The organism is Achromobacter sp. T5-5 (genome assembly GCF_055397965.1).
In genome coordinates this window covers 3,897,272-3,920,236 of record NZ_AP027919.1, presented here as the reverse complement: position 1 = coordinate 3,920,236, position 22,965 = coordinate 3,897,272, and the positions used below count along the sequence as shown (strand labels likewise).

Here is a 22,965-nt window from a genome sequence, read left to right as displayed (position 1 = left end):
ATTAGGACACCCCTAGAGTTCCCGTCATGGGAACCTCATTACCGCTTCCGAAATACCACCAGATCTATCTCGTCCTGCGCGAACAGCTGCAGGAGGGGCGGTTTGACCAGGACGGCGTGCCCGGCGAACACGCGCTGGCCGACCAGTTCGACGTGGCGCGCATCACCATCCGCAAGGCGATGGAGATGCTGGTGGCCGACGGCCTGGTGTCGCGCCGGCCGGGCCTGGGCACCTGGCCCCTGCGCGGCGCGCCCAGCGCCCAGAGCGCCGCGGCGCCCACCGCGCAGCAGAAGGCGCACCTGACCGGCCTGCTCGAAAACATCGTGAACATGGGCCTGCGCACCTCGGTGCAGGTGCTGGACAGCACGCTGGTGTACGCGCCGCCCGCCGTGGCCGAGGCGCTGCATATCGCGACAGGCACGCCCGTGCACAAGAGCCTGCGGGTGCGCAGCACCGAGGCCGGGCCGCTATCCCACATCACGACCTACGTGCCGCAATCCGTGGCCGACTTCACGCGCGAGGACCTCGAACGCGAGCCGCTCCTGATGCTGCTGGAAGCGGCCGGCGTGGAATTCGGCGGCGCCACGCAGACCATTTCGGCGCGGCTGGCCGATGCACAGGTGGCGCGCCACCTGGACGTATCGGTCGGGTCGGCGCTGCTGGCGGTGACGCGCCTGGTGCGCGACGTCGATGACCGGCCCGTGCAGTTGCTGCAGGGCCTGTACCGCCCCGATCGCTATCAATATCAGTTGCAGCTATCGCGCGTCGGCAGCATCGACGCCAAGGTCTGGGTCAGCGAAGAGCTGTCGGCCCAATTTCATTGAACCCCGTCGGAGATCCCCCCATGAATTCGCGCCGCACTTTCCTCTATCAATCCGCCGCCGCGGCGGCCCTCGTGTCCGCGCCCTGGGTGGCCCGGTCGCAGGGCGCCACGCCCATCAAGGTCGGCGTGCTGCACCCGGTGACCGGCGCGCTGGCGTATTCCGGCCAGCAATGCCGCCTGGGCGCGCTGCTGGCGATCGAAGACATCAACAAGGCGGGCGGCATCAAGTCGCTGGGCGGCGCGCCGCTGCAGGCCGTGCTGGGCGATGCGCAGTCGCGTCCCGAGGCGGGCTCGGCCGAAGTCGAGAAGATGAACGAGGCGGGTGTGGCGGCCATCGTGGGCGCCTATGCGTCGGCAATCTGTCTGGCCACGACGCAGACGGCCGCCAAGTACAACCTGCCCCATGTGGTGGACGTGGGCGTGGCCGACCAGATCGTCGAGCGCGGCCTGAAGAACACCTTCCGCTTCGGGCCGGGCTACCGCGCCTGCAGCGAACGCGCCATCCTGGACCTGGCGGCGCTGAACGACGCCGCCGGCAAGCCGGCCAAGACCGTGATGATCGTGCACGAGGACTCGCTCTTTGGCACCGGCACGGCGGCCCTCTTGTCCAAGTCGCTGCCGCAGCATGGTTTCGAGGTGAAAGAGGTGGTCAAGCACCCGAACCCGACGCGCGACTTCAACAACATCGTGCTGCGCATGCGGTCGGTCAATCCCGACATCGTCATTCCGGCCAACTACTACAACGAATACGCCTTGCTGCTGCGTGCCATGAAGCAGCAGAAAGTGCAGCCCAAGGCCATCTACTCGGTCCTGGGCGGAGCGGCGTCCAGCTACAAGTTCCTGAAGGAATTCCCGGACATCGCCAACGGCATCATCGACTGCAACCACTGGTTCAACCCCAAGGATGCGCGCGTGGCGCCGCTCAAGGCCCGCGTCGAAGAGAAGGGCGCTTACTTCAGCTACGAGGTCTTCATGACCTACACGGCGATGCTGCTGCTGGCCGACGCGCTGGAGCGCGCCAAGTCCGCCGACCGCGCCGCCATCATCGAGGCGCTGGCGTCCAGCACGTTCCAGGACAACCTGATGCCCTACGGCCCGACCAAGTTCGTCAACGGCCAGAACACCGGCGCCCAGCCGCTGCTCACGCAGGTGATCGGGGGCGACATCAAGGTGATCTTCCCGGCCGAGTTCCGCCAGGCCGACGCCGTCTTCCCGCTGAAGGCCTGATCCGACCCATGCTCGATCCCGCCATCCTCTTTTCCTCGGTGCTGAACGGCCTGACGACGGGCGCGGTGTACGCGCTCATCGCCCTGGGCCTGACCCTGATCTACGGGGTGCTGCACATCATCAACTTCGCCCATGGGGCGGCGCTCATGGTGGCGCTGTACGCCGTATACCTGCTCAAGGACCGCCTGGGCATCGACCCGTACGCGGCCCTGCCGCTGGTGGTGCCCGGGATGTTTGCGCTGGGCTATGCCCTGCAGCGCTTTGTCATCAACCGCGCCAGCCATGGCAAGGACGAGAACATCCTGCTGGTGACGCTGGGCCTGGCCATCGTGCTGGAGAACCTGGCGCTGGTCTGGTTCAAGTCCGACACGCGCAGCATCGACACCGCGTACACGCTGTCCACGGTCGAGATCGGGCCCGCCCTGATCGCGCTGCCCAAGATCATCGCGTTCTTTGGCGCGCTGGCGGTGGCGGCGGTGCTGTTCTGGATCATCCGCAGCACCGACCTGGGCCGCGCGATCCGGGCCGTGGCCCGGGAAAAGCAGGGCGCCAAGCTGATGGGCATCGACGTCGAGAAAGTCTATGCGGTGTCGTTCGGCATCGGCATGGCCTGTCTGGGCGCCGCGGCCTGCTTCCTGCTGCCCGCGTATTACGTCAACCCGCAGGTGGGCAGCGGCTTCGTGCTGGTCGCCTTCACCATCGTGGTGCTGGGCGGCATGGGCAGTTTCGTGGGGGCGCTGGTGGGCGGTCTGCTGATCGGCGTGGTGGAGTCCATCGGGGGCCTGTTCCTGGGCGACTCGCTGGGCCAGATGGGCATCTTCGCGATCTTCATCGCGGTGCTGCTGTTTCGCCCGCAGGGGCTGTTCGGGGCGAGGGGCTGAGCATGAAACGGGATCTCTGCGCAATCGCGCTCTTTGCCGTGGCCCTGGCGGCCGTGGCCACGTTCGCCCAGTCGGGCGTGCTGCTGACCTTCGTGATGATGTCGCTGTATGCGGCCCTGCTGTCGCAGGCCTGGAACATCCTGGGCGGATACGGCGGCCAGTTGTCGTTCGGGCATGCGCTGTTCTTTGGCGTGGGCGCGTATGCGCAGGCGCTGGGCCAGCTCAACCTGGGCCTGAATCCCTGGCTGGTGCTGCCGATGGCGATCGCCCTGGGCGCGCTGGTCGGGCTGGCGGTGGGCGGGCTGACGTTCCGCTACGGGCTCAAGGGTTCGTATTTCGCGCTGGTGACGCTGGCGTTCGCCGAAGTGTTCCGCATCCTGGCGCTGTCCGTGTCCTTCACCGGGGGCGGGGTGGGGCTGATGGTGCCGCTGCAGGAAGGCGTGGCGAACATGCAGTTCGGCTCGCGCCGCGGCTACATCTACCTGCTGCTGGGCTTTGTGCTGCTGGCGCTGCTGGTGACGGCGTGGCTGCGCCATTCGCGCTTCGGCGCCTACCTGCAGGCCGTGCGCGACAACGAGGACGCGGCGCGCGCCATCGGCGTGAATCCGCTGCGCGTGAAGCTGGGCGGCATCGCGCTGTCCGCGGCGTTCATGAGCGTGGCCGGAGCTTTCTACGTGCAGGTCTTCCAGTACATCGACCCGGGCATCGCCTTCGGCTCGGCCGTGTCGGTGGAGGCCCTGGTGGGCGCCATCGTCGGCGGCATGGGCACCCTGTGGGGCCCGCTGCTGGGCGCGGTCACGCTGCATGCGCTGGCCGACCTGACCCGCAACCTGTTCGGCGAACTGCCGGGCATCAGCATGGTGATCTACGGCGTGGTGCTGATCCTCATCGTGATGTTCATGCCGCGCGGCATCACCGGCGGCGGGCAGTCGCTGGGCCGCCTGTTTGGAATGAAGGAGCGCGCCCGTGTCTGACATCCTGCTGCAAGCGCGCAATCTGTCCATCACCTTCGGCGGCCTGAAGGCCGTGCAGGACGTGAGCCTGGACGTGCCGCAAGGCTCGCTCACCGCGCTGGTGGGCCCCAACGGCGCGGGCAAGACCACGCTGTTCGGCCTGTTGTCGGGCTTTCTCAAGCCCGGTTCGGGCACCGTGCATTTCGCGGGCCAGGACATCACCGGCATGGCGCCGCACGAATCCGCGCGGCTGGGCCTGACCCGCACTTTCCAGATCGTGCAGCCGTTCGGCGCGCAGACCGTGCGCCAGAACATCGCCGTGGGCGCGCACCTGCGCCTGGCGGACCGGCAGGAGGCGCTGGCCGCCGCCGAGGCCGTGGCCGCGCGCGTCAACCTGCAGGCCTCGCTGGACAAGCCGGCCGCCGACCTGACGGTGGCGGGACGCAAGCGCTTGGAACTGGCGCGCGCGCTGGCCACGCGGCCGCGCCTGCTGCTGCTGGACGAGGTGCTGGCGGGGCTCAATCCCAGTGAGATCGACGAGATGATTCCGGTGGTGAAAAAGCTGGTGGACGATGGCGTCACCGTGCTGATGATCGAACACGTGATGCGCGCGGTGATGAGCCTGGCCGAGCACGTGTGGGTGCTGGCGCAGGGGCGCCTGATTGCCTCGGGCACGCCCGGCGAAGTCACGCGCGATTCCAAGGTGGTCGAGGCCTATCTGGGCCACGGCGCGGCGGCGCGGCTGGCCGCGCAGGGAGCGCCGGCATGAGCGCGCTGCTGGAGGTCAAGGGCCTGCGGGCAGGCTACGGGCGCATGGAAGTGTTGCGCGGCGTGGACCTGGAGGTGGGCGCGGGCGAGATCGTGGTGCTGCTGGGCAGCAACGGCGCCGGCAAGTCCACCCTGAACAACACGGTGTGCGGACTGTACCGGCCGTGGGGGGGCGCCGTGCGCTTCGAGGGCCAGGACCTGACCGGCCGCCACTACCGCCAGGTGGTGCAGGCCGGCCTCATCCAGGTGCCCGAAGGGCGCCGCATCTTCCCCAACCTGAGCGTGCGCGAGAACCTGGAACTGGGGTCGTTCACCCGGGCGCGCGAGCGCCGGGCGCAGAACCTGGACAAGGTGCTGGACATCTTTCCGCGGCTGCGCGAACGCCTCGAACAACTGGCCGGCACCATGTCGGGCGGCGAACAGCAGATGCTGGCCATCGGCCGCGGCCTCATGGCCGAGCCGCGCCTGCTGATCCTGGACGAGCCCTCGCTCGGGCTGTCGCCGTTGATGGTCGAGGAATTGTTCAGCCTCATCAAGCGGCTGCACGGCGACGGCCTGGCCATCCTGCTGGTCGAGCAGAACGTGGGCCAGTCGCTGGAAACCGGACAGCGCGCCTATGTGCTGGAGAACGGCGCCGTGCGCTACAGCGGCGCCTGTTCCGACCTCTTGGCCAGCGACGACGTGCGCCGCGCCTATCTGGGGATGTGATCATGGCCCAGCCTCAAACCCTGGCCCAGAAGCTGATCGCCGCCGCCTGCGGGCGCGAGGCGGTGGCCGAGGGCGAAATCGTGACCTGCGCGGTGGACCTGGCGATGTTCCACGATTCCAGCGGTCCGCGCCGGCTGCAGCCCATGCTGCAGGAGCTGGGCGCCACGCTGTGGGATCCGGCCAAGGTCGTGCTGGTCATCGACCACTACGTGCCGGAGTCCGACGACGAATCGCGCCGCATCGTGCGCATCGCGCGCGACTGGGCCGCGGAAAAGCAGTTGCCCAACGTGTACGACTCCGTCGGCATCTGCCATGTGGTGGTGCCGCAGCACGGCCACATCCGGCCCGGCATGTTCTGCGTGGGCGGCGACTCGCATTCGCCCACGGGCGGGGCATTCGGCGCCTACATGTTCGGCATCGGCAGCACCGAGATGCTGGGTGTGGCGGTCACCGGCCAGATCTGGGTCAAGGTGCCCAAGACGCTGATGATGGATTGGCGCGGCCGCCTGGCCGACGGCGTCACGGCCAAGGACATGATGCTGCACATGATCGGCCGCTACGGCATGAATGGCGGACGCTACCAGGCCGTGGAGTTCTGCGGCGAAGCCGTGCGCGCGCTGTCCATGCAGGAGCGTATGACGCTGTCGAACATGAGCGCCGAGCTGGGCTCGCAGGTGGGCCTGATCGCCCCGGACGAGACCACCGCTGCCTATCTGCGGGCGGCGGGCGTCACGGCGGAACTGGACCTGGCGCGCTGGCAGGGCGACGCGAACGCCGACGCCGAGTGGCACGACTTCGACGCGGCCGCGCTGGCGCCGCAGGTCGCCGCCCCGCACAGCCCCGCCAACGCGCGCGCCGTGGACGAATACCCGGACGTGCCGCTGCAGGTGGCCTACATCGGCGCCTGCACGGGCGCCAAGCTGGAGGACCTGCGGGCCGCGGCCCGCGTGCTGCGCGGCCGCTGCCTGGCCGACGGCATGCAGTTGATGGTGGCGCCGGCCAGCCGGCAGGACCAGGAACAGGCGGACCGCGAAGGCGTCATGCAGGTGCTGCGCGACGCCGGCGCGCAGGTGCTGGCCACCTCGTGCGGCGCCTGTGCGGGCTACGGCGGCTCCATCCCGGATGGCGCCAGCGTCATCTCCACCACGGCCCGCAATTTCAAGGGGCGCATGGGCTCCGAGACGGCCCAGGTCTACCTGGCGTCGCCCTACACGGTCGCGGCCTCGGCCGTGGCCGGCCGCGTCGCCGATCCCCGGGAGTTCCTGGCATGAACGATCAGACCACGACGCACCGCGTCTGGCGCGTGGGCGCGGACATCGACACCGACGCGCTGGCGCCCGGCGCCTACATGAAATTCGGCATCGACGAGATCGCCCGCCATTGCCTGCAACGCGTGCGGCCCGAATTCGCCAGCCAGGTCCAGCCCGGCGACGTGCTGGTGGCCGGCCCCAACTTCGGCATCGGCTCGTCGCGCGAACAGGCCGCCGCGGCGCTGGTGCGGCTGGGCGTGGCCGCGGTGATCGCCCCGTCCTTCAACGGCCTGTATTTCCGCAATGCCTTCAACGTGGGCCTGCTGCTCCTGACCTGCGAACAGGCCGGGACGCTGGCCGAAGGCGAGCGCGTCACGCTGGACCCCGTCGCCGGCCGCATCGGCCGGCCGGGCGGCGCGCCGGATGCATTGCACTGCGAGACCGTGCCCGGCTTCCTCCTTGACATGGTGCAGGCCGGCGGACTGCTGAATCTGCTGAAACAGCGTCAAACCTCTTAGGAATCACATCATGCTCGACCCCGTCACCCTGGCGGTCCTGAAGGGCCGCCTGGAACAGATCGCCGACGAAATGGACGCGACGCTGTACCGCAGCGCATTCAATCCCATCATTGCCGAGGCCCACGACGCCTGCCACGGCATGTACGACGCCGCCACCGGCGCCACGCTGATCCAGGGCAAGTCGGGCCTGCCCGTCTTCGTGGGCGCGATGGCGTTCGCGGTGAAGGCTGCGGCCAAGGCCGCGTCCGAGCGCGGCGGCATGGTGGACGGCGATGTGTGGCTCTTTAACGATCCGTACGAAGGCGGCACGCACGCCAACGACTTCAAGCTGGTCAAGCCGGTGTTTCGCGGCGGCAGCCTGTTCTGCTTCCTGGCGTCGGCGGCCCACTGGCACGACGTGGGCGGCGCGGTGCCCGGCAACTACAACCCGGCCGCCACGGAATGCTGGCAGGAAGCGGTGCAGATCCCGCCGGTGCGCATCGTGCGCGCGGGCGTCCTGGACCAGGACGTGCTGGCCATCCTGAAGGCCAACACGCGCCTGCCCGACAGCCTGTGGGGCGACCTGAACGGCCAGCTCGCGGCGCTGGAACTGGGCGCGCGCCGGTTGGACGGGCTGCTGGACGAATACGGCGATGCCACGGTGCTGGAATCCCTGGACACGCTGCGCGAGCGGGCGCGTCGCCTGATGCGCGACCATATCGCCAGCCTGCCGGACGGCGAATACGTCTTTGAGGACATGCTGGACAACGACGGCGTGCGCGACGCGCCGCTGCGCATCGCGCTCAAGCTGTCCATTGCCGGCGACCGCCTGTCGCTGGACTTCACCGGCACGTCGCCCGCCTGCGCCGGCCCGGTCAATATCTCGCGCGCCACGGCCATCGCGGCCTGCTACGTGGCGCTGAAACACCTGTTCCCGGACGTGCCGGCCAATGCCGGGGTGCTGGACGCGGTGGATGTGGTCCTGCCCGACGGCCTGGTGATTTCGGCCGACCGGCCGCGCCCGGTGGGCGGCTATACCGAGACCATCCTGCGCATGATCGACGTGATCTTCTGCGCCATGGCCCAGGCCGCGCCGGAACGCGCCATGGCCCAGGCCTACGGCACCATCAACGCGCTGTCCATCGCCGGCTACCGCAGCGATGCCGCCCGCAAGGGCCAGCGCTGGGTGATGTTCAGCTTCTTCGGCGGCGGCCACGGCGGGCATTCGGACGGCGACGGGCTGAGCCACGGCAACGCGCCCATCTCCACCGCCACCATCCCGCCGCTGGAAATCCTGGAGGCGGCCTACCCGGTGCGCTTCACGCAATGGGCGCTGCGCCCGGATTCGGCCGGCGACGGCACGCACCGCGGCGGCCTGGGCGCCATCTATGAAATCGAATTGCTGGAAGACAGCGCCGAAGCCTTCATCTTCGGCGAACGCGGCCGCAGCGCGCCCAAGGGCATCGCGGGCGGCGGCCAGGCCGCGCTGAATGTCTTCCGTTACCAGCAGGACGGCCAGTGGCTGTCCCCGCCCATGAGTTCCAAGATGCTGGGCATCCGGCTGCAACGCGGCGACCGCGTGCGCCTGGAAACGCCGGGCGGAGGCGGCTACGGCGAGCCCGCGCGGCGCGATCCGGCGGCCCGCGAGCACGACCGCAAGATGGGCTATGTCAGCGATATTCAGAAGGAGCAGTCGGCATGAGCGCGGCGCAAGGATTGGTGGTGGGAGTGGACGTGGGCGGCACGTTCACGGATCTTTTCGTGCTGGACGAGGCGGGCGGCAGCGCGCGCGTCGTCAAGGTGCCGTCGACCCGCGGCGAGGAGGCGCGCGGCTTCATGAACGGCATCGCCCGGGTGGCCGACGGCGCGGGCGACATTGCGACCATCGTGCACGGCACCACGGTAGGCACCAATGCGCTCCTGGAGCGCAAGGTGGCGCGCACCGGCATCATCACGACGGAGGGTTTCCGCGACGTGCTGGAAATGCGCCGGCGCGACCGGCCCCAGACCTGGGGCCTGCGCGGCAACTATGAACCGGTGGTGCCGCGCGACCTGCGGCTGGAAGTGCGCGAACGCGTGCTGGCCGATGGCGCGCTGCACACGCCGGTGGACCTGGACCAGGTCGAGGCCGCCGCGCGCAGGCTGCTGGAGCAGGGCTGCGATGCGGTCTGCGTGTTCTTCGTCAATGCCTACGCCAACCCGGTCAACGAAGCCCAGGCCGCGGCGCGCGTGCGCGCGATCTGGCCGAACGGCAATGTCACGGCGGCGACCGAGGTGCTGCCCGAGATCCGGGAATTCGAGCGCTGCTCGACGGCCGTGCTGAACGCGGCGCTGCAGCCCGTGGTGGGCAGCTACCTGACGCGGCTGGAATCGGACCTGCAGCAGCATGGATTCGAGGGCGAGCTGCTGGTGGTGCAGAGCAACGGCGGCGTGATGTCGCGCCAGACGGCTTGCGACGTGCCCGTGCGCACGGCCCTGTCGGGGCCTGCGGCCGGCGTGATCGCCTGCGCGGCCATCGCGCGCGCCGCGGGCTTTCCCAATGTGGTCACGGGCGACATGGGCGGAACCTCGTTCGATGTGTCGCTGGTGGCCGAGGGCGAGGCCTCGCTGTCGGCGCAGACCGCCATCGACTTCGGCATGGTGGTGCGCGCGCCGATGATCCAGATCGAAACCATCGGCGCGGGCGGCGGGTCGATCGCCAGCGTGGACGCGGGCGGCCTGCTGCAGGTCGGACCCGAGTCCGCCGGCAGTATCCCCGGCCCCGCCTGCTACGGCCGCGGCAACACGCGCCCCACGGTCACCGACGCGAACGTGCTGCTGGGCCGCATCGCGGCCGAGCGCCCGCTGGGCGGCGGCCTGCTGGCCAAGATGGATGTGGAACTGGCGCGCGCCGCCATCGAGGAACACGTGGCCCGCCCGCTGGGGCTGGACGTGCACGCGGCGGCCGAGGCCATCCTGACCGTCGCCAACGCCAAGATGGCGGGCGCGATCCGCGTGGTCTCCATCGAACGCGGCCACGATCCGCGCAAGTTCGCCTACATGCCGTTCGGCGGCGGCGGCGCCTTGCACGTGTGCGCCATGATGAACGAAGTGGACGCCGCGCATGGCATCGTCCCGCGTTATCCGGGCGTGACCTCGGCGCTGGGCTGCGTCATGGCCGACATGCGCCATGACGGGGTGCAGACCCTGAACGTCGCGCTGGACGCGCTGGACGCCGCCGACCTGCTGGCGCGCATCGACGCGCTGGCGCACGCCTGCCAGGAACGGCTGGATTCGGCCGGCGTGTCGTTCGAAGGCATCCGCGAGAGCATCGAACTCGACATGCTGTACGTGGGCCAGAGCCACACCGTGCGCGTGGAAGTGTCCCGCGCGGACCTGCACCGCGACGGCATCGCCGCCGCGTTCGACCGCGCCTATCGCGCCGCCTTTGGCCGCAGCCTGACCGGCATCGCCGTGCGCATCCTGAACCTGCGCTATGCCCGCATCGGCCAGCGCCCCAAGTTCGACCTCGCGCTGCTGGCGCCCACGGGCAAGGACATGCCGGCCTCGCTGGGCACGCAGCGGGTCTTTCACGCGGGGCAATGGCGCGAGGCCGTGCGCTTTGCGCGCCTGGACCTGCCGGTCGGCGCCGAGGTGGCGGGCCCCGCCATCCTGGAGCAGCCGGACACCACCATCTGGATCGAGCCGGGCTTTGCCGGCCGGGTCGATTCCCTGGGCAATCTGCTGATCGCCCGGACCGATTCGTAGGAGCGGACCATGCATTCCTTCGATCCCCGCACCACCGCGCTGGTCATCATCGACCTGCAGAACGACTTCCTGGCGCCGGGCGGCGCCTATGACCGCGGCGGCGCGGTCAGCCCGCAGGCGCGGGCGCTGCCGGCGCGCGTGGCGCCGGTGGCCCGCGCGCTCAAGGCGCAGGGCGGCTTCGTGGCCGCCAGCCAGTTCACGCTGTGGCCCGATGCGCACGGCGAGCCCATGATCTCGCCGCATCTCAAGCAGTTGCGCCCGTTTCTTCGCAAGGGCGACTTCGTGGCCGGTTCGCCCGGCCAGGCCAATGTGGCCGAGCTGGACGGGCTGGTCGACGTGTCGGTCTGGAAGGTCGCGTATTCGGCATTCTTCAACACGCAGCTCGACTGGGTGCTGCGGCGCGCGGGCATCTCCAGCGTCGTGGTGGCGGGCATCGTCACCAACGGCGGGGTCGCCAGCACGGTGCGCGACGCCCACATGCGCGACTACCACGTGACGGTGCTGGCCGACGGCTGCGCCGCGCCCACGCCCGCCATGCACGATGCCGCGCTGGCGGACCTGCGCACGGTGGCCGACGTGGTGTCGTGCCAGGACCTGCTGGACAGGCTGGCGCCGTGAGCGCGCCGGTCGTCAGAAGCGGCGCCGCGCCCGGCGCGGACGCGATGCACGTGCCGGTGGTCATCATCGGCGCGGGCGCCTGCGGCCTGACCGCCGCGCTGCGGCTGGCCAGCGCCGGCATCGAGACGGTGCTGATCGAACGCGACGCGGCGCCCAGCGGCTCGACGGCGCTGTCCTCGGGCTTCATTCCCGCGGCCGGCTCTGCGGTGCAGCGCGCCGCCGGCATCGAGGACGACGCGGCGCGCTTTGCCGCCGACATCCAGGCCAAGGCGGGGGGCACGGCGTCGCCCGAACTGGTGGCCGCCTACACGGGCGCCGCCGCCGAGGCCATGGACGCGCTGGCGCGGCACGGCCTGCGGTTCGAAGTGCTGGACGGATTCCTGTACCCGGGCCACACCGCGCGGCGCATGCACACGCTGCCCGAACGCACGGGCGCGGCGCTGGTGGCGGCCCTGGAACGCGCGGCCACCGAGGCGGGCGCCTATCTGCTGACGCGCGCGCTGGCCCGCGAACTCTGGACCGACGCCGAAGGCCGCGTGACCGCCGTGGGCTGCGAACGTCCCGACGGCTCGGTCGACGTGATCGGGTGCGACGCGCTGATCCTGGCCTGCAACGGCTTCGGCGGCAATGCCGCGATGGTGGGCCAGTACCTGCCCGCCATGCGCGAGGCGGTCTACGGCGGACACGTCGGCAACGACGGCAGCGCCATCCAGTGGGGCACGCAGCTCGGCGCCCGGCTGGCCGACCTGGGCGGCTACCAGGGCCACGGGTCCTGGGCCACGCCCCAGGGCGCATTGATCTCCTGGGCCGTGATGATGGACGGCGGCGTGCAGATCAACCGCGACGGCCGGCGCTTTCACGACGAGACCCACGGGTATTCCGAGGCGGCGGTCCACGTGCTGGCGCAGCCGGGCTCGGTGGCCTGGAACGTGTTCGACGACCGCACCCTGGCGCTGGCGCGCGGGTTCCCCGATTTCGTGCAGGCCGAGGCGGGCCACGCGCTCAAGACCTGCGCCGACGTGACGGCGCTGGCCGCGCTGATCGGCTGCGATCCGGACGCGCTGCGCCAGACGCTGGACGCGGTCCGGCCTGACGAACCGGACCCGCTGGGCCGCCGCTTCGAACGGACGCTGCAGGCGCCGTATTACGCGGTCAAGGTCACCGGCGCGCTCTTTCACACGCAGGGCGGACTGGATATCGACGCGCATTGCCGCGTCCTGGACACCGCGGGTCGGGCGCTGCCCAACCTGCTGGCCGCGGGCGGCGCCGCCCGCGGCGTTTCGGGCAACGACGTGTCGGGCTACCTGTCCGGCAACGGCTTGCTCAGTGCGGTCGCGGGCGGCCATATCGCCGTGGCGACCGCGGCGGCGCTGCTTGGGCGCCGCCTGGATTAGGAACACACGATGCAGACACAGAACCTGAAAGCGCAATTGGCGGCCGGCCCGGTGCTGGCCCCCGGCGTCTACGACGCCCTGTCCGCGCTGGTGGCCGAGCAGGCGGGCTTTTCCGCGCTGTACCTGTCGGGCGCGTCCATTGCCTACACGCGGCTGGGCCGCTCGGACATCGGGCTGACCACATACACCGAGGTGCAAGACACGCTGGCCCGCATCGCCGAGCGCGTGTCGGCCGCCGTCATCGTCGATGCCGACACGGGCTTTGGCAACGCGCTGAACACGCAACGCACGGTGCGCGGCTTCGAGCGCGCCGGGGCGGCGATGATCCAGCTCGAAGACCAGACCTTTCCCAAACGCTGCGGCCACCTGGACGGCAAATCGGTGATTCCGGCTACCGAGATGTGCGGCAAGCTGCGCGCCGCCGTCGACGCCCGCGTGAACGCGTCCACGCTGATCCTGGCGCGCACCGACGCCCTGGCGTCCGAAGGCCTGGAGGCGGCGCTGGACCGCGCCGAATCCTACCTGGAGGCCGGGGCGGACGCGCTCTTCATCGAAGCCCTGCGCACGCCGGACCAGATGCGCGCGGCCTGCGACCGCTTCGCGGCGCGCGTGCCGCTGCTGGCCAATATGGTGGAGGGCGGCAAGACGCCGGTGCAGGACGCGCAGGCGCTGTCGGGCCTGGGGTTTCGCATCGTCATCTTTCCGGGCGGCACCGCGCGCGCCGTCGCGCACACGCTGCAGGGGTATTACGGCAGCCTGCGAGAGCACGGCACGACGGGGCCCTGGAAGGACCGGATGCTGGACTTCGATGGGCTGAATGACGTGATCGGGACGCCCGAGCTGCTGGAACAGGGGCGGCGCTACGAGGGCTGATCAGTTGGAGGGTTCGGCGTCTCTCATGGGTGTCTGACACCCATGAACCGCCCGCGCATGATGAAGTTCGTCTCACCCGGGTGTCAGACACCGCTGGGTTGCGGAGCCCGTATCCGTGACGTGACGCCTGCCACGCCACCCCGGTCGCCGTCGTCAGCGCGGCGTGCGTTGGTGCGGCACGAGCGGTGGCACGGGCTGGCCGGCGATCAAATCCCAGAAGCCCGGCAGAAACGCCTCGGCCACCAGCAGGGGCTGGCCCTGGCGCCAGAACACCGAGCGGCGCGCCCAGATGCGGCCGGCCTCCAGGGCGCACCGTTCGGGGGCCAGCACGCCCGAGGCGGTGGCGTGAAACGGCACGGGCGAGGCCAGGCGGCGGCAGGCAAAGGGCGAGCGGATGACGGTGCTGTCGTGGTACAGCATGTCGGCCAGCGGCCGGGTCAACAGGCGGCGCATGCCTTGCCAGGCGCCGTGCGAGGCCGTCAGCGGGGTCAGGCTGCGCGCCGGCACGCTGTCAATGCTGTTCACCGACATCAGCACCTCGCGGATCCACACGGGCGAACCCGGATCGATATGCATCGCCCGCGCCTCGTCGGCCGGGGCGCCGTCGGCGTACTCTGCCAGCACCCGCAGCCGCACCTGGCCGACCTGGCGCAGGCCCGCGGTGAGCGCGCCCGGACGGAACAGCCAGTGTCGTTGGGCAGGGGACAGAATGGCCGGGGCGTGCGCCAGCCAGCCGGCGGCGAGAGGGGGGCGATGGGCTGCGGGTGTCGTCATGGCTGCGTATTATGCCAAGCCCCGGGGGCCGGCCGTCTGCGTCGCAGTGCCGCAGGGCGGGGCGCACGAGCCCTGCGCATACAATACGGCCCATGGAAAAAGTACGTATCTCCAAGCTCATGTCCGAGCGCGGACTCTGTTCCCGCCGCGAGGCGGACAGCTATATCGAGCGCGGCTGGGTCCGCGTCGACGGCGTCGTCGTGTCCGAACTGGGCGCGCGGGCCTATCCCGACCAGGTCATCACCCTGGAGCGCGCCGCGCATGCGCGCCAGACGTCCCGCGTCACCATCCTGATCAACAAGCCGGTCGGCTATGTGTCCGGCCAGGCCGAAAAGGGCTACACGCCCGCCGTGGCCCTGATCGACGCGCGCTCGCGCTTCGCCGGAGACCGCGCGCCCCAGCGCTTTGAACGCGCGCACCTGGATGGGCTGGCGGTGGCGGGTCGCCTGGACATCGATTCGCAGGGCCTGCTGGTGCTCACGCAGGACGGCCGCGTCGCCAAGCAATTGATCGGCGAGGATTCCACGATCGACAAGGAATACCTGGTCCGCGTGCAGGGCGACCTGTCCGACAACGGCCTGGCCCTGCTCAATCATGGCCTGTCGCTGGACGGCAAGGCGCTCAAGCCGGCGCAGGTGCGTTGGCAGAACCACGACCAGTTGCGTTTCGTGCTGCGAGAAGGCAAGAAGCGCCAGATCCGCCGCATGTGCGAACTGGTCGGGCTGAAGGTGGTGGGCCTGAAGCGCGTGCGCATCGGCCGCGTGGCCCTGGGCGACCTGCCGCTGGGCCAATGGCGCTACCTGCGCGAGGACGAATCGTTCTGAGCCGGTGTCTGACACGACCCCAGGCTCAGGCATTGGTCATTTCTCCCGACATCTGATGTCGGCGGCTTCTGGATTTTTCAGTCGGTTTCGGGCTCAGACGGACCGCATGAAAACAGGGGTATCCTTCGCCTGCCAGTGACTGCCCAGTCGCTCCATCAGGAACTCAATGAAGATCCGCGTCTTGGCGGGCAGCAGCCGCGTCTCGGTGACGGCATGGACCGGAAACGGCCCTAGCTGCCAGTCCGGCAACACGCGCTGCAACTGGCCGGATTGCTGCTCCGCCAGCTGCCCCCCGACCAGCACCGCGATGCCCGCGCCCAGCATGGCCAGGCGGCGCGCCATGGCGACGCCGTTCACGGAAAACCGATTGCCCGGCGTGAACTCGATGTGCTGCTGGCCATTGGTCAGCGGCCAGCGCGTCACGCGGCCGGCGCCTTCCGCGCGGAACTCGATGCACTCGTGGCGGGTCAAGTCGCTGGGATGCTTCGGTTCGCCGTGCTTTTCCAGGTACTCGCGCGAGGCGTACAGGTAGGCGGGCAGCATGCCCAGCAGTCGTGCAATCTGGGTCGAATCGGGCAGGTCGCCGATTTCGATCGACACATCGCAGGTCTGGAACACGCGCGAGGCGTGGTCCGGATTGGCGAGGTCAAGGAAAAACGTCACATCGGGATAGCGCCGGGAAAACTCCATGAATGACTCAGCCAGGAAGTCCGTGCCGAAGTCCGCGGGCATGTTCACCCGCAGCGGTCCGGTCGGCGTATCGACCAGCTTCTGCAGTTCTTCATGGGCGATCTGCGCCTCGGCCACGATGCGCTGGCAGCGCTCGAAATACAGCCGGCCGGCATCGGTGAGCTCCACTTTGCGCGTGGTGCGGCTCAGCAGCCGCAGCCCCACCGATCGCTCCAATTCGGCCACCTGGCGAGACAAGGTCGACTTCGGCACGCCCAGCGTTGCCGCAGCGCGGCTAAAACTGTGCGTCTTGGCGACCTCGACGAAGAGTTCCATACCCTGTAGGCGTTTCATGTCGGCATTTTGTCACAGTAGGGGGAGTTCCAGATTGTCCCATAAATGGAATGATGTTTTCTCAACATGCCACTTTGTTTCTAAAGCGGGATAACTCAGAATGCGAGTTCTGCAATGCAGCAATGCGATAAGCGTACAGCCTTGCGTGTTCAACGCGACTCCACCAAAGCCGAGCCACGCGGTCCGCGTCAAAGCGGTCTGACGGGCTGATGTTCTTCGCAGGACCGCCCCAACTGATCAGGCCCGTCCAGGGCAACCGGGCACGCGGCGCATGCGCCGCGTGGGGCTACTTTTATTGAAATCGGGAATGCAATCTATGAATAAGAAAAGCGCTATGTGGCGCGGCGCGGCTGTTTTTGCGCTGACGGCATCGGCTCTCACACTGGCCGCTTGCGGCAAGAAGCAAGAGGCGCCCCAGGCGGGCAAGCCGCAAGTGACGGTCGTCACGTTGGCGACGCAACCCGTTTCCCTCACCACCGAACTGCCGGGCCGCACGTCGCCATTCCGTGTGGCGGAAGTGCGTCCGCAGGTCAACGGCATCGTCCAGAAGCGTCTCTTCACCGAGGGCGGCGAGGTCAAGGCCGGGCAGCAGCTCTATCAAATCGATCCCGCCCTCTACCAGGCCGATTTCGACAGCCAGAAGGCCGCGCTGGCGCGGGCCCAGGCCCAGCAGAAGACGGCGGCCCTCCTGGCCGAGCGCTACAAGCCGCTGGTTGCGACCCGCGCGGTCAGCCAGCAGACCTACGACAACGCCGTCGCCTCGCGCGACCAGGCGGCCGCCGACGTGCTGGCGGCCAAGGCGGCGCTCGATACGGCGCGCATCAACCTGGTCTACACCAAGGTGCTGTCGCCAATCGCCGGCATCATCGGCCGCTCGGCGGTCACCGAAGGCGCGCTGGTCACGGCCAACCAGACCAACGCATTGGCTGCGGTGCAGCAAATCGACCCGATCTACGTCGACGTCACCCAGTCCAGCGTACAGCTCCTGCGCCTGCAGGACGCCCTGGCCAGCGGCCAGTTGAAGAAGGCGGACGGCGAGCAGGCCGCGCTGGTCACGCTGACCCTGGAAGACGGCTCGCAATACAAAGAGACCGGCAAGCTCCAGTTCTCGGAAGTGACCGTGGATCAGGGCACGGGCTCGATCACGCTGCGCGCGGTGTTCCCCAATCCGGACCGCCGCCTGCTGCCGGGCATGTTCGTGCGCGCCCGCCTGGCCGATGGCGTTGCCGCCGACGGCCTGCTGGTGCCGCAACGCGGCGTGACCCGCAACCAGCGCGGTCTGCCGACGGCGCTGGTGGTCAACGCCAAGAACCAGGTCGAACTGCGTGACCTGAAGACCGACCGCGCCATCGGCGACAAGTGGCTCGTCACCGAGGGCCTGGCCGCCGGCGACCGAGTCATCGTGGAAGGCCTGCAGATGGTCCGTCCCGGCGTCGAAGTGGTCGCCACCGAGGCCAGCGCCCAGCCGCAGCAGCAGCCGCAGCAGCAGGCCGCCAATGGCGCGGCCAATGCCGCGCCGGCCAAGCAGTAATCAGGGAGCCATGCATGGCAAAGTTTTTTATCGACAGGCCGGTATTTGCCTGGGTGATCGCGATCGTGCTGATGATGGCCGGCGCGCTGTCCATCCTGCAGTTGCCGGTCGCCCAGTACCCCAACATCGCCCCGCCCGCCATCGGCATCGCGGTGACCTACCCGGGCGCATCCGCGCAGACCGTGCAGGACACCGTGGTGCAGGTGATCGAACAGCAGATGAACGGCCTTGACGGCCTGCAGTACATCTCGTCGGAAAGCAACTCCGACGGCAGCATGTCCATCACGCTGACCTTCAAGCAGGGCACCAACCCCGACACCGCCCAGGTGCAGGTCCAGAACAAGCTTGCGCTGGCGCAGCCGCTCCTGCCGCAGGAAGTGCAGCAGCAGGGCATCCGCGTCACCAAGGCCACCAAGAACTTCCTGATCGTGGCGGGCTTCGTGTCCACCGACGGCACGATGACCAAGGACGACCTGGCCGACTACGTCGCGTCGTACGTCCAGGATCCCATCAGCCGCACGCAGGGCGTGGGCGACTTCCAGCTGTTTGGCTCGCAGTACGCGATGCGCATCTGGCTGGACCCGGCCAAGCTCGTCAATTACGGGCTGACCACGGTCGACGTCACCACCGCGATCAAGGAGCAGAACGTCCAGGTGTCCTCTGGGCAGTTGGGCGGCCTGCCGTCCGTGCGCGGCCAGCAGCTCAACGCCACCATCATCGGGCCGTCGCGCCTGGAAACGGCCGAGGATTTCGGCCGCATCCTGCTCAAGGTCAACACGGACGGCTCGCAGGTGCGCCTGGCCGATGTCGCCAAGATCGAACTCGGCGGCCAGACCTACGCCATCGACAGCTTCTACAACGGCAAGCCCGCCTCCGGCCTGGCGATCAAGCTGGCGCCGGGCGCCAATGCGCTGGACACGGCGCAGGCGGTGCGCGACACCATCAACAACCTGAAGCCGTATTTCCCGCCGGGCATGGACGTCGTCTATCCGTACGACACGACGCCGTTCGTCAGCCTGTCGATCCATGAAGTGTTCAAGACGCTGGTCGAAGCCATCATCCTGGTGTTCCTGGTGATGTACCTCTTCCTGCAGAACTTCCGCGCCACGCTCATCCCCACGCTGGCCGTGCCCGTGGTGCTGCTGGGCACGTTCGGCGTGCTGGCGGCGTTCGGCTACTCCATCAACACCCTGACCATGTTCGGGATGGTGCTGGCCATCGGCCTCCTGGTGGACGATGCCATCGTGGTCGTGGAAAACGTCGAGCGGGTCATGGCCGAGGAGGGGCTATCCCCCAAGCAGGCCACCCGCAAGTCCATGAGCCAGATCACCGGCGCGCTGATCGGCATCGCCATGGTGCTGGCCGCCGTGTTCATCCCCATGGCGTTCTTCGGCGGCTCCACCGGCGTGATCTACCGCCAGTTTTCCATCACCATCGTGTCGTCCATGGTGCTGTCGGTGATCGTGGCCATCGTCTTCACGCCGGCCCTGTGCGCGACGATGCTCAAGCCCATCCCCAAGGGCCACCACGGCGCCAAGAAGGGCTTTTTCGGCTGGTTCAACCGCACGTTCGAGCGCAGCAGCAACGGCTACGCCAACACCGTGGCGCGCGGCCTGAACCGCACCAAGCGGCTGATGGTGGTGTACCTGGCGCTGGTCATCGCGATGGGCTGGATGTTCACCCGCATCCCGACCGCGTTCCTGCCGGCCGAAGACCAGGGCATCCTGTTTGCCCAGATTCAGACGCCCGCCGGCGCCACCGCCGAAGCCACCAAGGCCGTCATCGACGACGCGACCAACTACCTGCTGACCGAGGAAAAGGACGCCGTCACGTCGGTGTTCGCGGTCAACGGCTTCAACTTCGGCGGCCGCGGCCAGAACGCGTCCATCCTGTTCATCAAGCTGCGCGACTGGGAAGAACGCGGCGACGCCAGCCTGAAGGCCGGCGCCGTGGCGGACCGCGCCAACGCGCACTTCGCCAAGACCGAGCGCCGCGCGAAACTGTTCGTCGTGCCGCCGCCCTCCGTGATGGAACTGGGCAACGTCACCGGCTTTGACTTCCAGCTCATGGACCGCGCCGGCGTGGGCCACGAAAAGCTGCTTGCCGCGCGCAATCAGTTGCTGGGCGAGGCCGCCAAGAGTCCGGTGCTGGCGGGCGTGCGTCCCAACGGCATCGAGGACGCGCCGCAATACCAGCTGGACATCGACCGCGAAAAGGCGCGCGCCCTGGGCGTGGCCGTCTCGGACATCAACAGCACGCTCGCCACCGCTTGGGGTTCGTCGTACGTCAACGACTTCATCGACCGCGGCCGTGTGAAGAAGGTGTTCGCGCAGGGCGAGGCGTCCTCGCGCATGCTGCCGGAAGACCTGAACAAGTGGTACGTGCGCAATAGCGCCGGCGACATGGTGCCGTTCTCGGCCTTCTCCAAGGCGACCTGGAGCTTCGGCCCCCAGAAGCTGAACCGCTACAACGGCGTGCCGTCCTACAACATCCAGGGCCAGGCGGCGCCGGGCTATAGCTCGGGCGCGGCGATGGAGGAAATGGAACGCCTGGCGGCCAAGCTGCCCGTGGGCGTGGGCTTCGAGTGGACGGGCCTGTCCTTCGAAGAGCGCCTGTCCGGCGCCCAGGCGCCCGCGCTGTACGCGATCTCGCTGATCGTCGTGTTCCTGTGCCTGGCCGCGTTGTATGAAAGCTGGACCATTCCGTCCGCGGTCATGCTGGTGGTGCCGCTGGGGATCATCGGGGCGCTGCTTGCCACGATGCTGCGGGGCTTGTCCAACGACGTGTTCTTCCAGGTGGGGCTCTTGACGACCATCGGGTTGGCGGCCAAGAACGCCATCCTGATCGTGGAATTCGCCAAGGAGCACTACGAGGCGGGCGCCAGCCTGACGGAATCGGCCATCCATGCCGCACGCCAGCGCCTGCGTCCCATCCTGATGACGTCCCTGGCGTTCATCCTGGGCGTGACCCCGCTGGCCATTTCGTCCGGCGCGGGGTCGGGCAGCCAGAACGCCATCGGCACGGGCGTGATCGGCGGCATGCTGACCGGCACCTTCCTGGCCATCTTCTTCGTCCCGGCCTTCTTCGTGATCATGCTGCGCGTGTTCAAGGTCAAGCGCATGAGCGAAAACGTCGACAAGCACGACACCAGCGCCAAGGCCGCGCACGACGTGCCGGCGGAGGGTCAACCGTAATGAAACTCCAGATGAGAACCTTGCTGTCTGTATCCCTGGCGGCGGCCCTGGCGGGCTGCTCGCTGGCCCCCACGTATGAGCGTCCCGACGCGCCCATCGACGCGGCCTATCCCACGGGCGCCGCCTACAACGCAGCCCAGGTGGCCGCGCCGGGCGGACGGGCGGTGGCCGACATCGGCTGGCGCGACTTCTTCGGCGATCCGCTGCTGCAACAGCTCATCGAGCAATCGCTCGCCAACAACCGCGACCTGCGCGTGGCGGCGCTGAACGTCGAGGCGGCGCGCGCGCAGTACCGCATCCAGCGGGCAGACCTTGCGCCCAGCATCGGCGTGGCGGGCCAGAACTCGGCCCAGCGCACGCCGGCCGACCTGTCGCCCAGCGGCCAGGCCAGCACCAGCCACAGCTACCAGGTCGGCGCCGCGATGTCCGCGTGGGAACTCGACCTCTTCGGCCGCATCCGCAGCCTGAGCGAGCAGGCGCTGGAATCCTACCTGGCGCTGGACGAGACCCGCACGGCCACGCAGCTCACGCTGATCGCCGAGGTCGCCAACGCCTACCTGACGCTGCGCGCGGACCAGGAACTGCTGAGCCTGACGCGCGAAACGCTCAAGAGCCAGGAAGATTCCTACCAGCTCACCAAGCAGAGCTACGACCAGGGCCTGTCCACGGCGCTGGACCTGAGCCAGGCCGAGGTGTCGCTGCGCACGGCGCAGCGCAACCTGTCGCAGTACACGCGCCAGGCGGCGCAGGACCGCAACGCGCTGGTGCTGCTGGTGGGCCAGCCCCTGTCTCCCGAGATGACGGCGGCGCTGGACGGCGCGACCACGCTGGACGACGGCATGCTGCCGACCGCGCTGCCCGCCGGCCTGCCGTCGGACCTGCTGGCGCGCCGCCCGGACATCCGCGCGGCCGAACATCAGCTCAAGGGCGCCAACGCCAACATCGGCGCGGCGCGCGCGGCGTTCTTTCCGACCATCAGCCTGACGGGCTCGGCCGGCACCGCCAGCGCCAGCCTGGGCGGCCTGTTCGAGGGCGGTTCGGGGGCGTGGAGTTTCGTGCCCCAGATCACCGTGCCGATCTTCGCGGGCGGCTCGCTGCTGGCGGGGCTGGATCTGGCGAAGGTGCAGAAGAACATCCAGGTGGCGCAGTACGAGAAAGCCATCCAGACGGGATTCCGCGAAGTCGCCGATGCGCTGGCGGGCCGCGGCACGCTGGACGAGCAGATCCAGGCCCAGCGCCTGCTCGTGGACGCCAACCAGCGCGCCTACGACGCCTCGGAGCAGCGCTTTCGCCAGGGCATCGACGATTACCTGAGCGTGCTGGATTCGCAGCGCTCGCTGTACTCGTCGCAACAGGCGCTGGTGGACACGCGCCTGGCGCGCCTGTCCAACCTGGTCACGCTGTATAAGGTGCTGGGCGGCGGCTGGACCGAGCGCACCGAGGCAAATGCCGGGCTGCCGGCGATGCCGGCCACGCCAACCGCGCCAGCTGCGACTGCGGGCTGATCCCCGGCGCTTGGTGCGCAAGCAGCAAAATGCGCAAGCAACAAAAAACGGGCCGATCGCAAGGATCGGCCCGTTTTTTTTGTCCGCCTGGCGGCGGACGTCAGGTGCGCTTCTTGGCGATCAGGCCCACCACGAACAGCACGATGATCGCGCCCACGACGGATGCGATCCAGCCTGCGGGCTCGCCGGGTTGATACCAGCCGAGCGACTGGCCCAGGAAGCCGGCGACGACGGCGCCGACGATGCCCAGAATGGTGGTCATGATGATCCCCATGTTCTGGTCCCCGGGCATGATGGCGCGGGCGATCAGGCCCACGATGAACCCGACGATGATCATGATGATGATGCTCATGCGCGTACTCCTGTTAGGGAAAA

Annotated in this window: 20 protein-coding genes; 17 read left to right on the top strand and 3 right to left on the bottom strand. The window is 68.8% G+C overall.

What is annotated here, in order from left to right; genetic code table 11:
• The first annotated feature begins 26 nt into the window (after positions 1–26).
• Genes ACZ50Q_RS17835 through ACZ50Q_RS17775 form a run of 13 tightly spaced genes read left to right on the top strand, consistent with a single transcriptional unit; the run spans position 27 to position 13,739 of the window.
• Positions 27–824 (top strand): GntR family transcriptional regulator, encoded by a 798-nt coding sequence (locus ACZ50Q_RS17835; RefSeq protein WP_464079137.1) that lies wholly within the window; start codon positions 27–29, stop codon positions 822–824.
• A 20-nt stretch (positions 825–844) separates the two neighbouring features.
• Positions 845–2,050: an ABC transporter substrate-binding protein gene (locus ACZ50Q_RS17830; protein ID WP_464079136.1), complete on the top strand. Its 1,206-nt coding sequence runs from the start codon at positions 845–847 to the stop codon at positions 2,048–2,050.
• A gap of 8 nt (positions 2,051–2,058) precedes the next feature.
• Positions 2,059–2,931 (top strand): branched-chain amino acid ABC transporter permease, encoded by an 873-nt coding sequence (locus ACZ50Q_RS17825; protein ID WP_464079135.1) that lies wholly within the window; start codon positions 2,059–2,061, stop codon positions 2,929–2,931.
• A gap of 2 nt (positions 2,932–2,933) precedes the next feature.
• Entirely contained in the window at positions 2,934–3,905 is a 972-nt protein-coding gene (locus ACZ50Q_RS17820) for a branched-chain amino acid ABC transporter permease (RefSeq protein WP_076521395.1), read from the top strand.
• The gene (locus tag ACZ50Q_RS17815; protein WP_092581820.1) at positions 3,898–4,653 is read left to right on the top strand and encodes an ABC transporter ATP-binding protein; all 756 of its coding nucleotides are present in this window, start codon (positions 3,898–3,900) and stop codon (positions 4,651–4,653) included. Before ACZ50Q_RS17820 ends, ACZ50Q_RS17815 begins: the two co-directional genes overlap by 8 nt.
• On the top strand, positions 4,650–5,360 hold the full coding sequence (locus ACZ50Q_RS17810) for an ABC transporter ATP-binding protein (protein ID WP_092581821.1): 711 nt from the start codon (positions 4,650–4,652) through the stop codon (positions 5,358–5,360). The genes ACZ50Q_RS17815 and ACZ50Q_RS17810 overlap by 4 nt, the downstream gene beginning before the upstream one ends.
• Positions 5,361–5,362: 2 nt before the next feature.
• A complete protein-coding gene (locus ACZ50Q_RS17805) occupies positions 5,363–6,631 on the top strand; it encodes a 3-isopropylmalate dehydratase large subunit (RefSeq protein WP_464079134.1) in 1,269 nt (422 codons plus the stop codon).
• A complete protein-coding gene (locus ACZ50Q_RS17800; RefSeq protein ID WP_092581823.1) occupies positions 6,628–7,128 on the top strand; it encodes a LeuD/DmdB family oxidoreductase small subunit in 501 nt (166 codons plus the stop codon). The genes ACZ50Q_RS17805 and ACZ50Q_RS17800 overlap by 4 nt, the downstream gene beginning before the upstream one ends.
• A 10-nt stretch (positions 7,129–7,138) precedes the next feature.
• On the top strand, positions 7,139–8,809 hold the full coding sequence (locus ACZ50Q_RS17795) for a hydantoinase B/oxoprolinase family protein (RefSeq protein WP_076521390.1): 1,671 nt from the start codon (positions 7,139–7,141) through the stop codon (positions 8,807–8,809).
• Positions 8,806–10,854: a hydantoinase/oxoprolinase family protein gene (locus ACZ50Q_RS17790; RefSeq protein WP_464079133.1), complete on the top strand. Its 2,049-nt coding sequence runs from the start codon at positions 8,806–8,808 to the stop codon at positions 10,852–10,854. Before ACZ50Q_RS17795 ends, ACZ50Q_RS17790 begins: the two co-directional genes overlap by 4 nt.
• A 9-nt stretch (positions 10,855–10,863) precedes the next feature.
• Positions 10,864–11,472, top strand: coding sequence for a cysteine hydrolase family protein (locus ACZ50Q_RS17785; protein ID WP_076521388.1), 609 nt, complete (start codon positions 10,864–10,866; stop codon positions 11,470–11,472).
• Positions 11,469–12,866: an FAD-dependent oxidoreductase gene (locus ACZ50Q_RS17780; RefSeq protein ID WP_464079132.1), complete on the top strand. Its 1,398-nt coding sequence runs from the start codon at positions 11,469–11,471 to the stop codon at positions 12,864–12,866. The genes ACZ50Q_RS17785 and ACZ50Q_RS17780 overlap by 4 nt, the downstream gene beginning before the upstream one ends.
• Before the next feature lie 9 nt (positions 12,867–12,875).
• Positions 12,876–13,739 carry an isocitrate lyase/PEP mutase family protein gene (locus ACZ50Q_RS17775; protein ID WP_464079131.1) on the top strand — a complete coding sequence of 288 codons (864 nt, stop codon included), beginning with the start codon at positions 12,876–12,878 and terminating at the stop codon, positions 13,737–13,739.
• Between the two features lie 153 nt (positions 13,740–13,892).
• Here the strand turns inward: ACZ50Q_RS17775 and ACZ50Q_RS17770 are convergent, their stop codons facing one another.
• Entirely contained in the window at positions 13,893–14,513 is a 621-nt protein-coding gene (locus ACZ50Q_RS17770) for a chorismate--pyruvate lyase family protein (RefSeq protein ID WP_464079130.1), read from the bottom strand.
• Positions 14,514–14,605: 92 nt separating this feature from the next.
• Between ACZ50Q_RS17770 and ACZ50Q_RS17765 the strand changes: the two genes are divergently transcribed.
• Positions 14,606–15,337, top strand: a complete 732-nt coding sequence (locus ACZ50Q_RS17765) for a pseudouridine synthase (protein ID WP_076521384.1) — start codon at positions 14,606–14,608, stop codon at positions 15,335–15,337.
• Between the two features lie 93 nt (positions 15,338–15,430).
• On the opposite strand, the gene ACZ50Q_RS17760 is transcribed toward ACZ50Q_RS17765, so the two are convergent.
• A complete protein-coding gene (locus ACZ50Q_RS17760) occupies positions 15,431–16,342 on the bottom strand; it encodes a LysR family transcriptional regulator (protein WP_076521383.1) in 912 nt (303 codons plus the stop codon).
• Positions 16,343–16,676: 334 nt separating this feature from the next.
• Here ACZ50Q_RS17760 and ACZ50Q_RS17755 point away from each other — a divergent pair, with 334 nt between their 5' ends.
• The 3 genes from ACZ50Q_RS17755 to adeC are packed head-to-tail and all read left to right on the top strand — an operon-like array spanning position 16,677 to position 22,590.
• On the top strand, positions 16,677–17,891 hold the full coding sequence (locus ACZ50Q_RS17755; protein ID WP_464079129.1) for an efflux RND transporter periplasmic adaptor subunit: 1,215 nt from the start codon (positions 16,677–16,679) through the stop codon (positions 17,889–17,891).
• 14 nt (positions 17,892–17,905) lie between these two features.
• Positions 17,906–21,085: an efflux RND transporter permease subunit gene (locus tag ACZ50Q_RS17750; RefSeq protein ID WP_464079128.1), complete on the top strand. Its 3,180-nt coding sequence runs from the start codon at positions 17,906–17,908 to the stop codon at positions 21,083–21,085.
• A complete protein-coding gene (adeC, locus tag ACZ50Q_RS17745; RefSeq protein ID WP_464079127.1) occupies positions 21,085–22,590 on the top strand; it encodes an AdeC/AdeK/OprM family multidrug efflux complex outer membrane factor in 1,506 nt (501 codons plus the stop codon). Before ACZ50Q_RS17750 ends, adeC begins: the two co-directional genes overlap by 1 nt.
• Positions 22,591–22,690: 100 nt before the next feature.
• Here the strand turns inward: adeC and ACZ50Q_RS17740 are convergent, their stop codons facing one another.
• Positions 22,691–22,942, bottom strand: coding sequence for a GlsB/YeaQ/YmgE family stress response membrane protein (locus ACZ50Q_RS17740; RefSeq protein ID WP_076521379.1), 252 nt, complete (start codon positions 22,940–22,942; stop codon positions 22,691–22,693).
• Between the last annotated feature and the right edge of the window lie 23 nt (positions 22,943–22,965).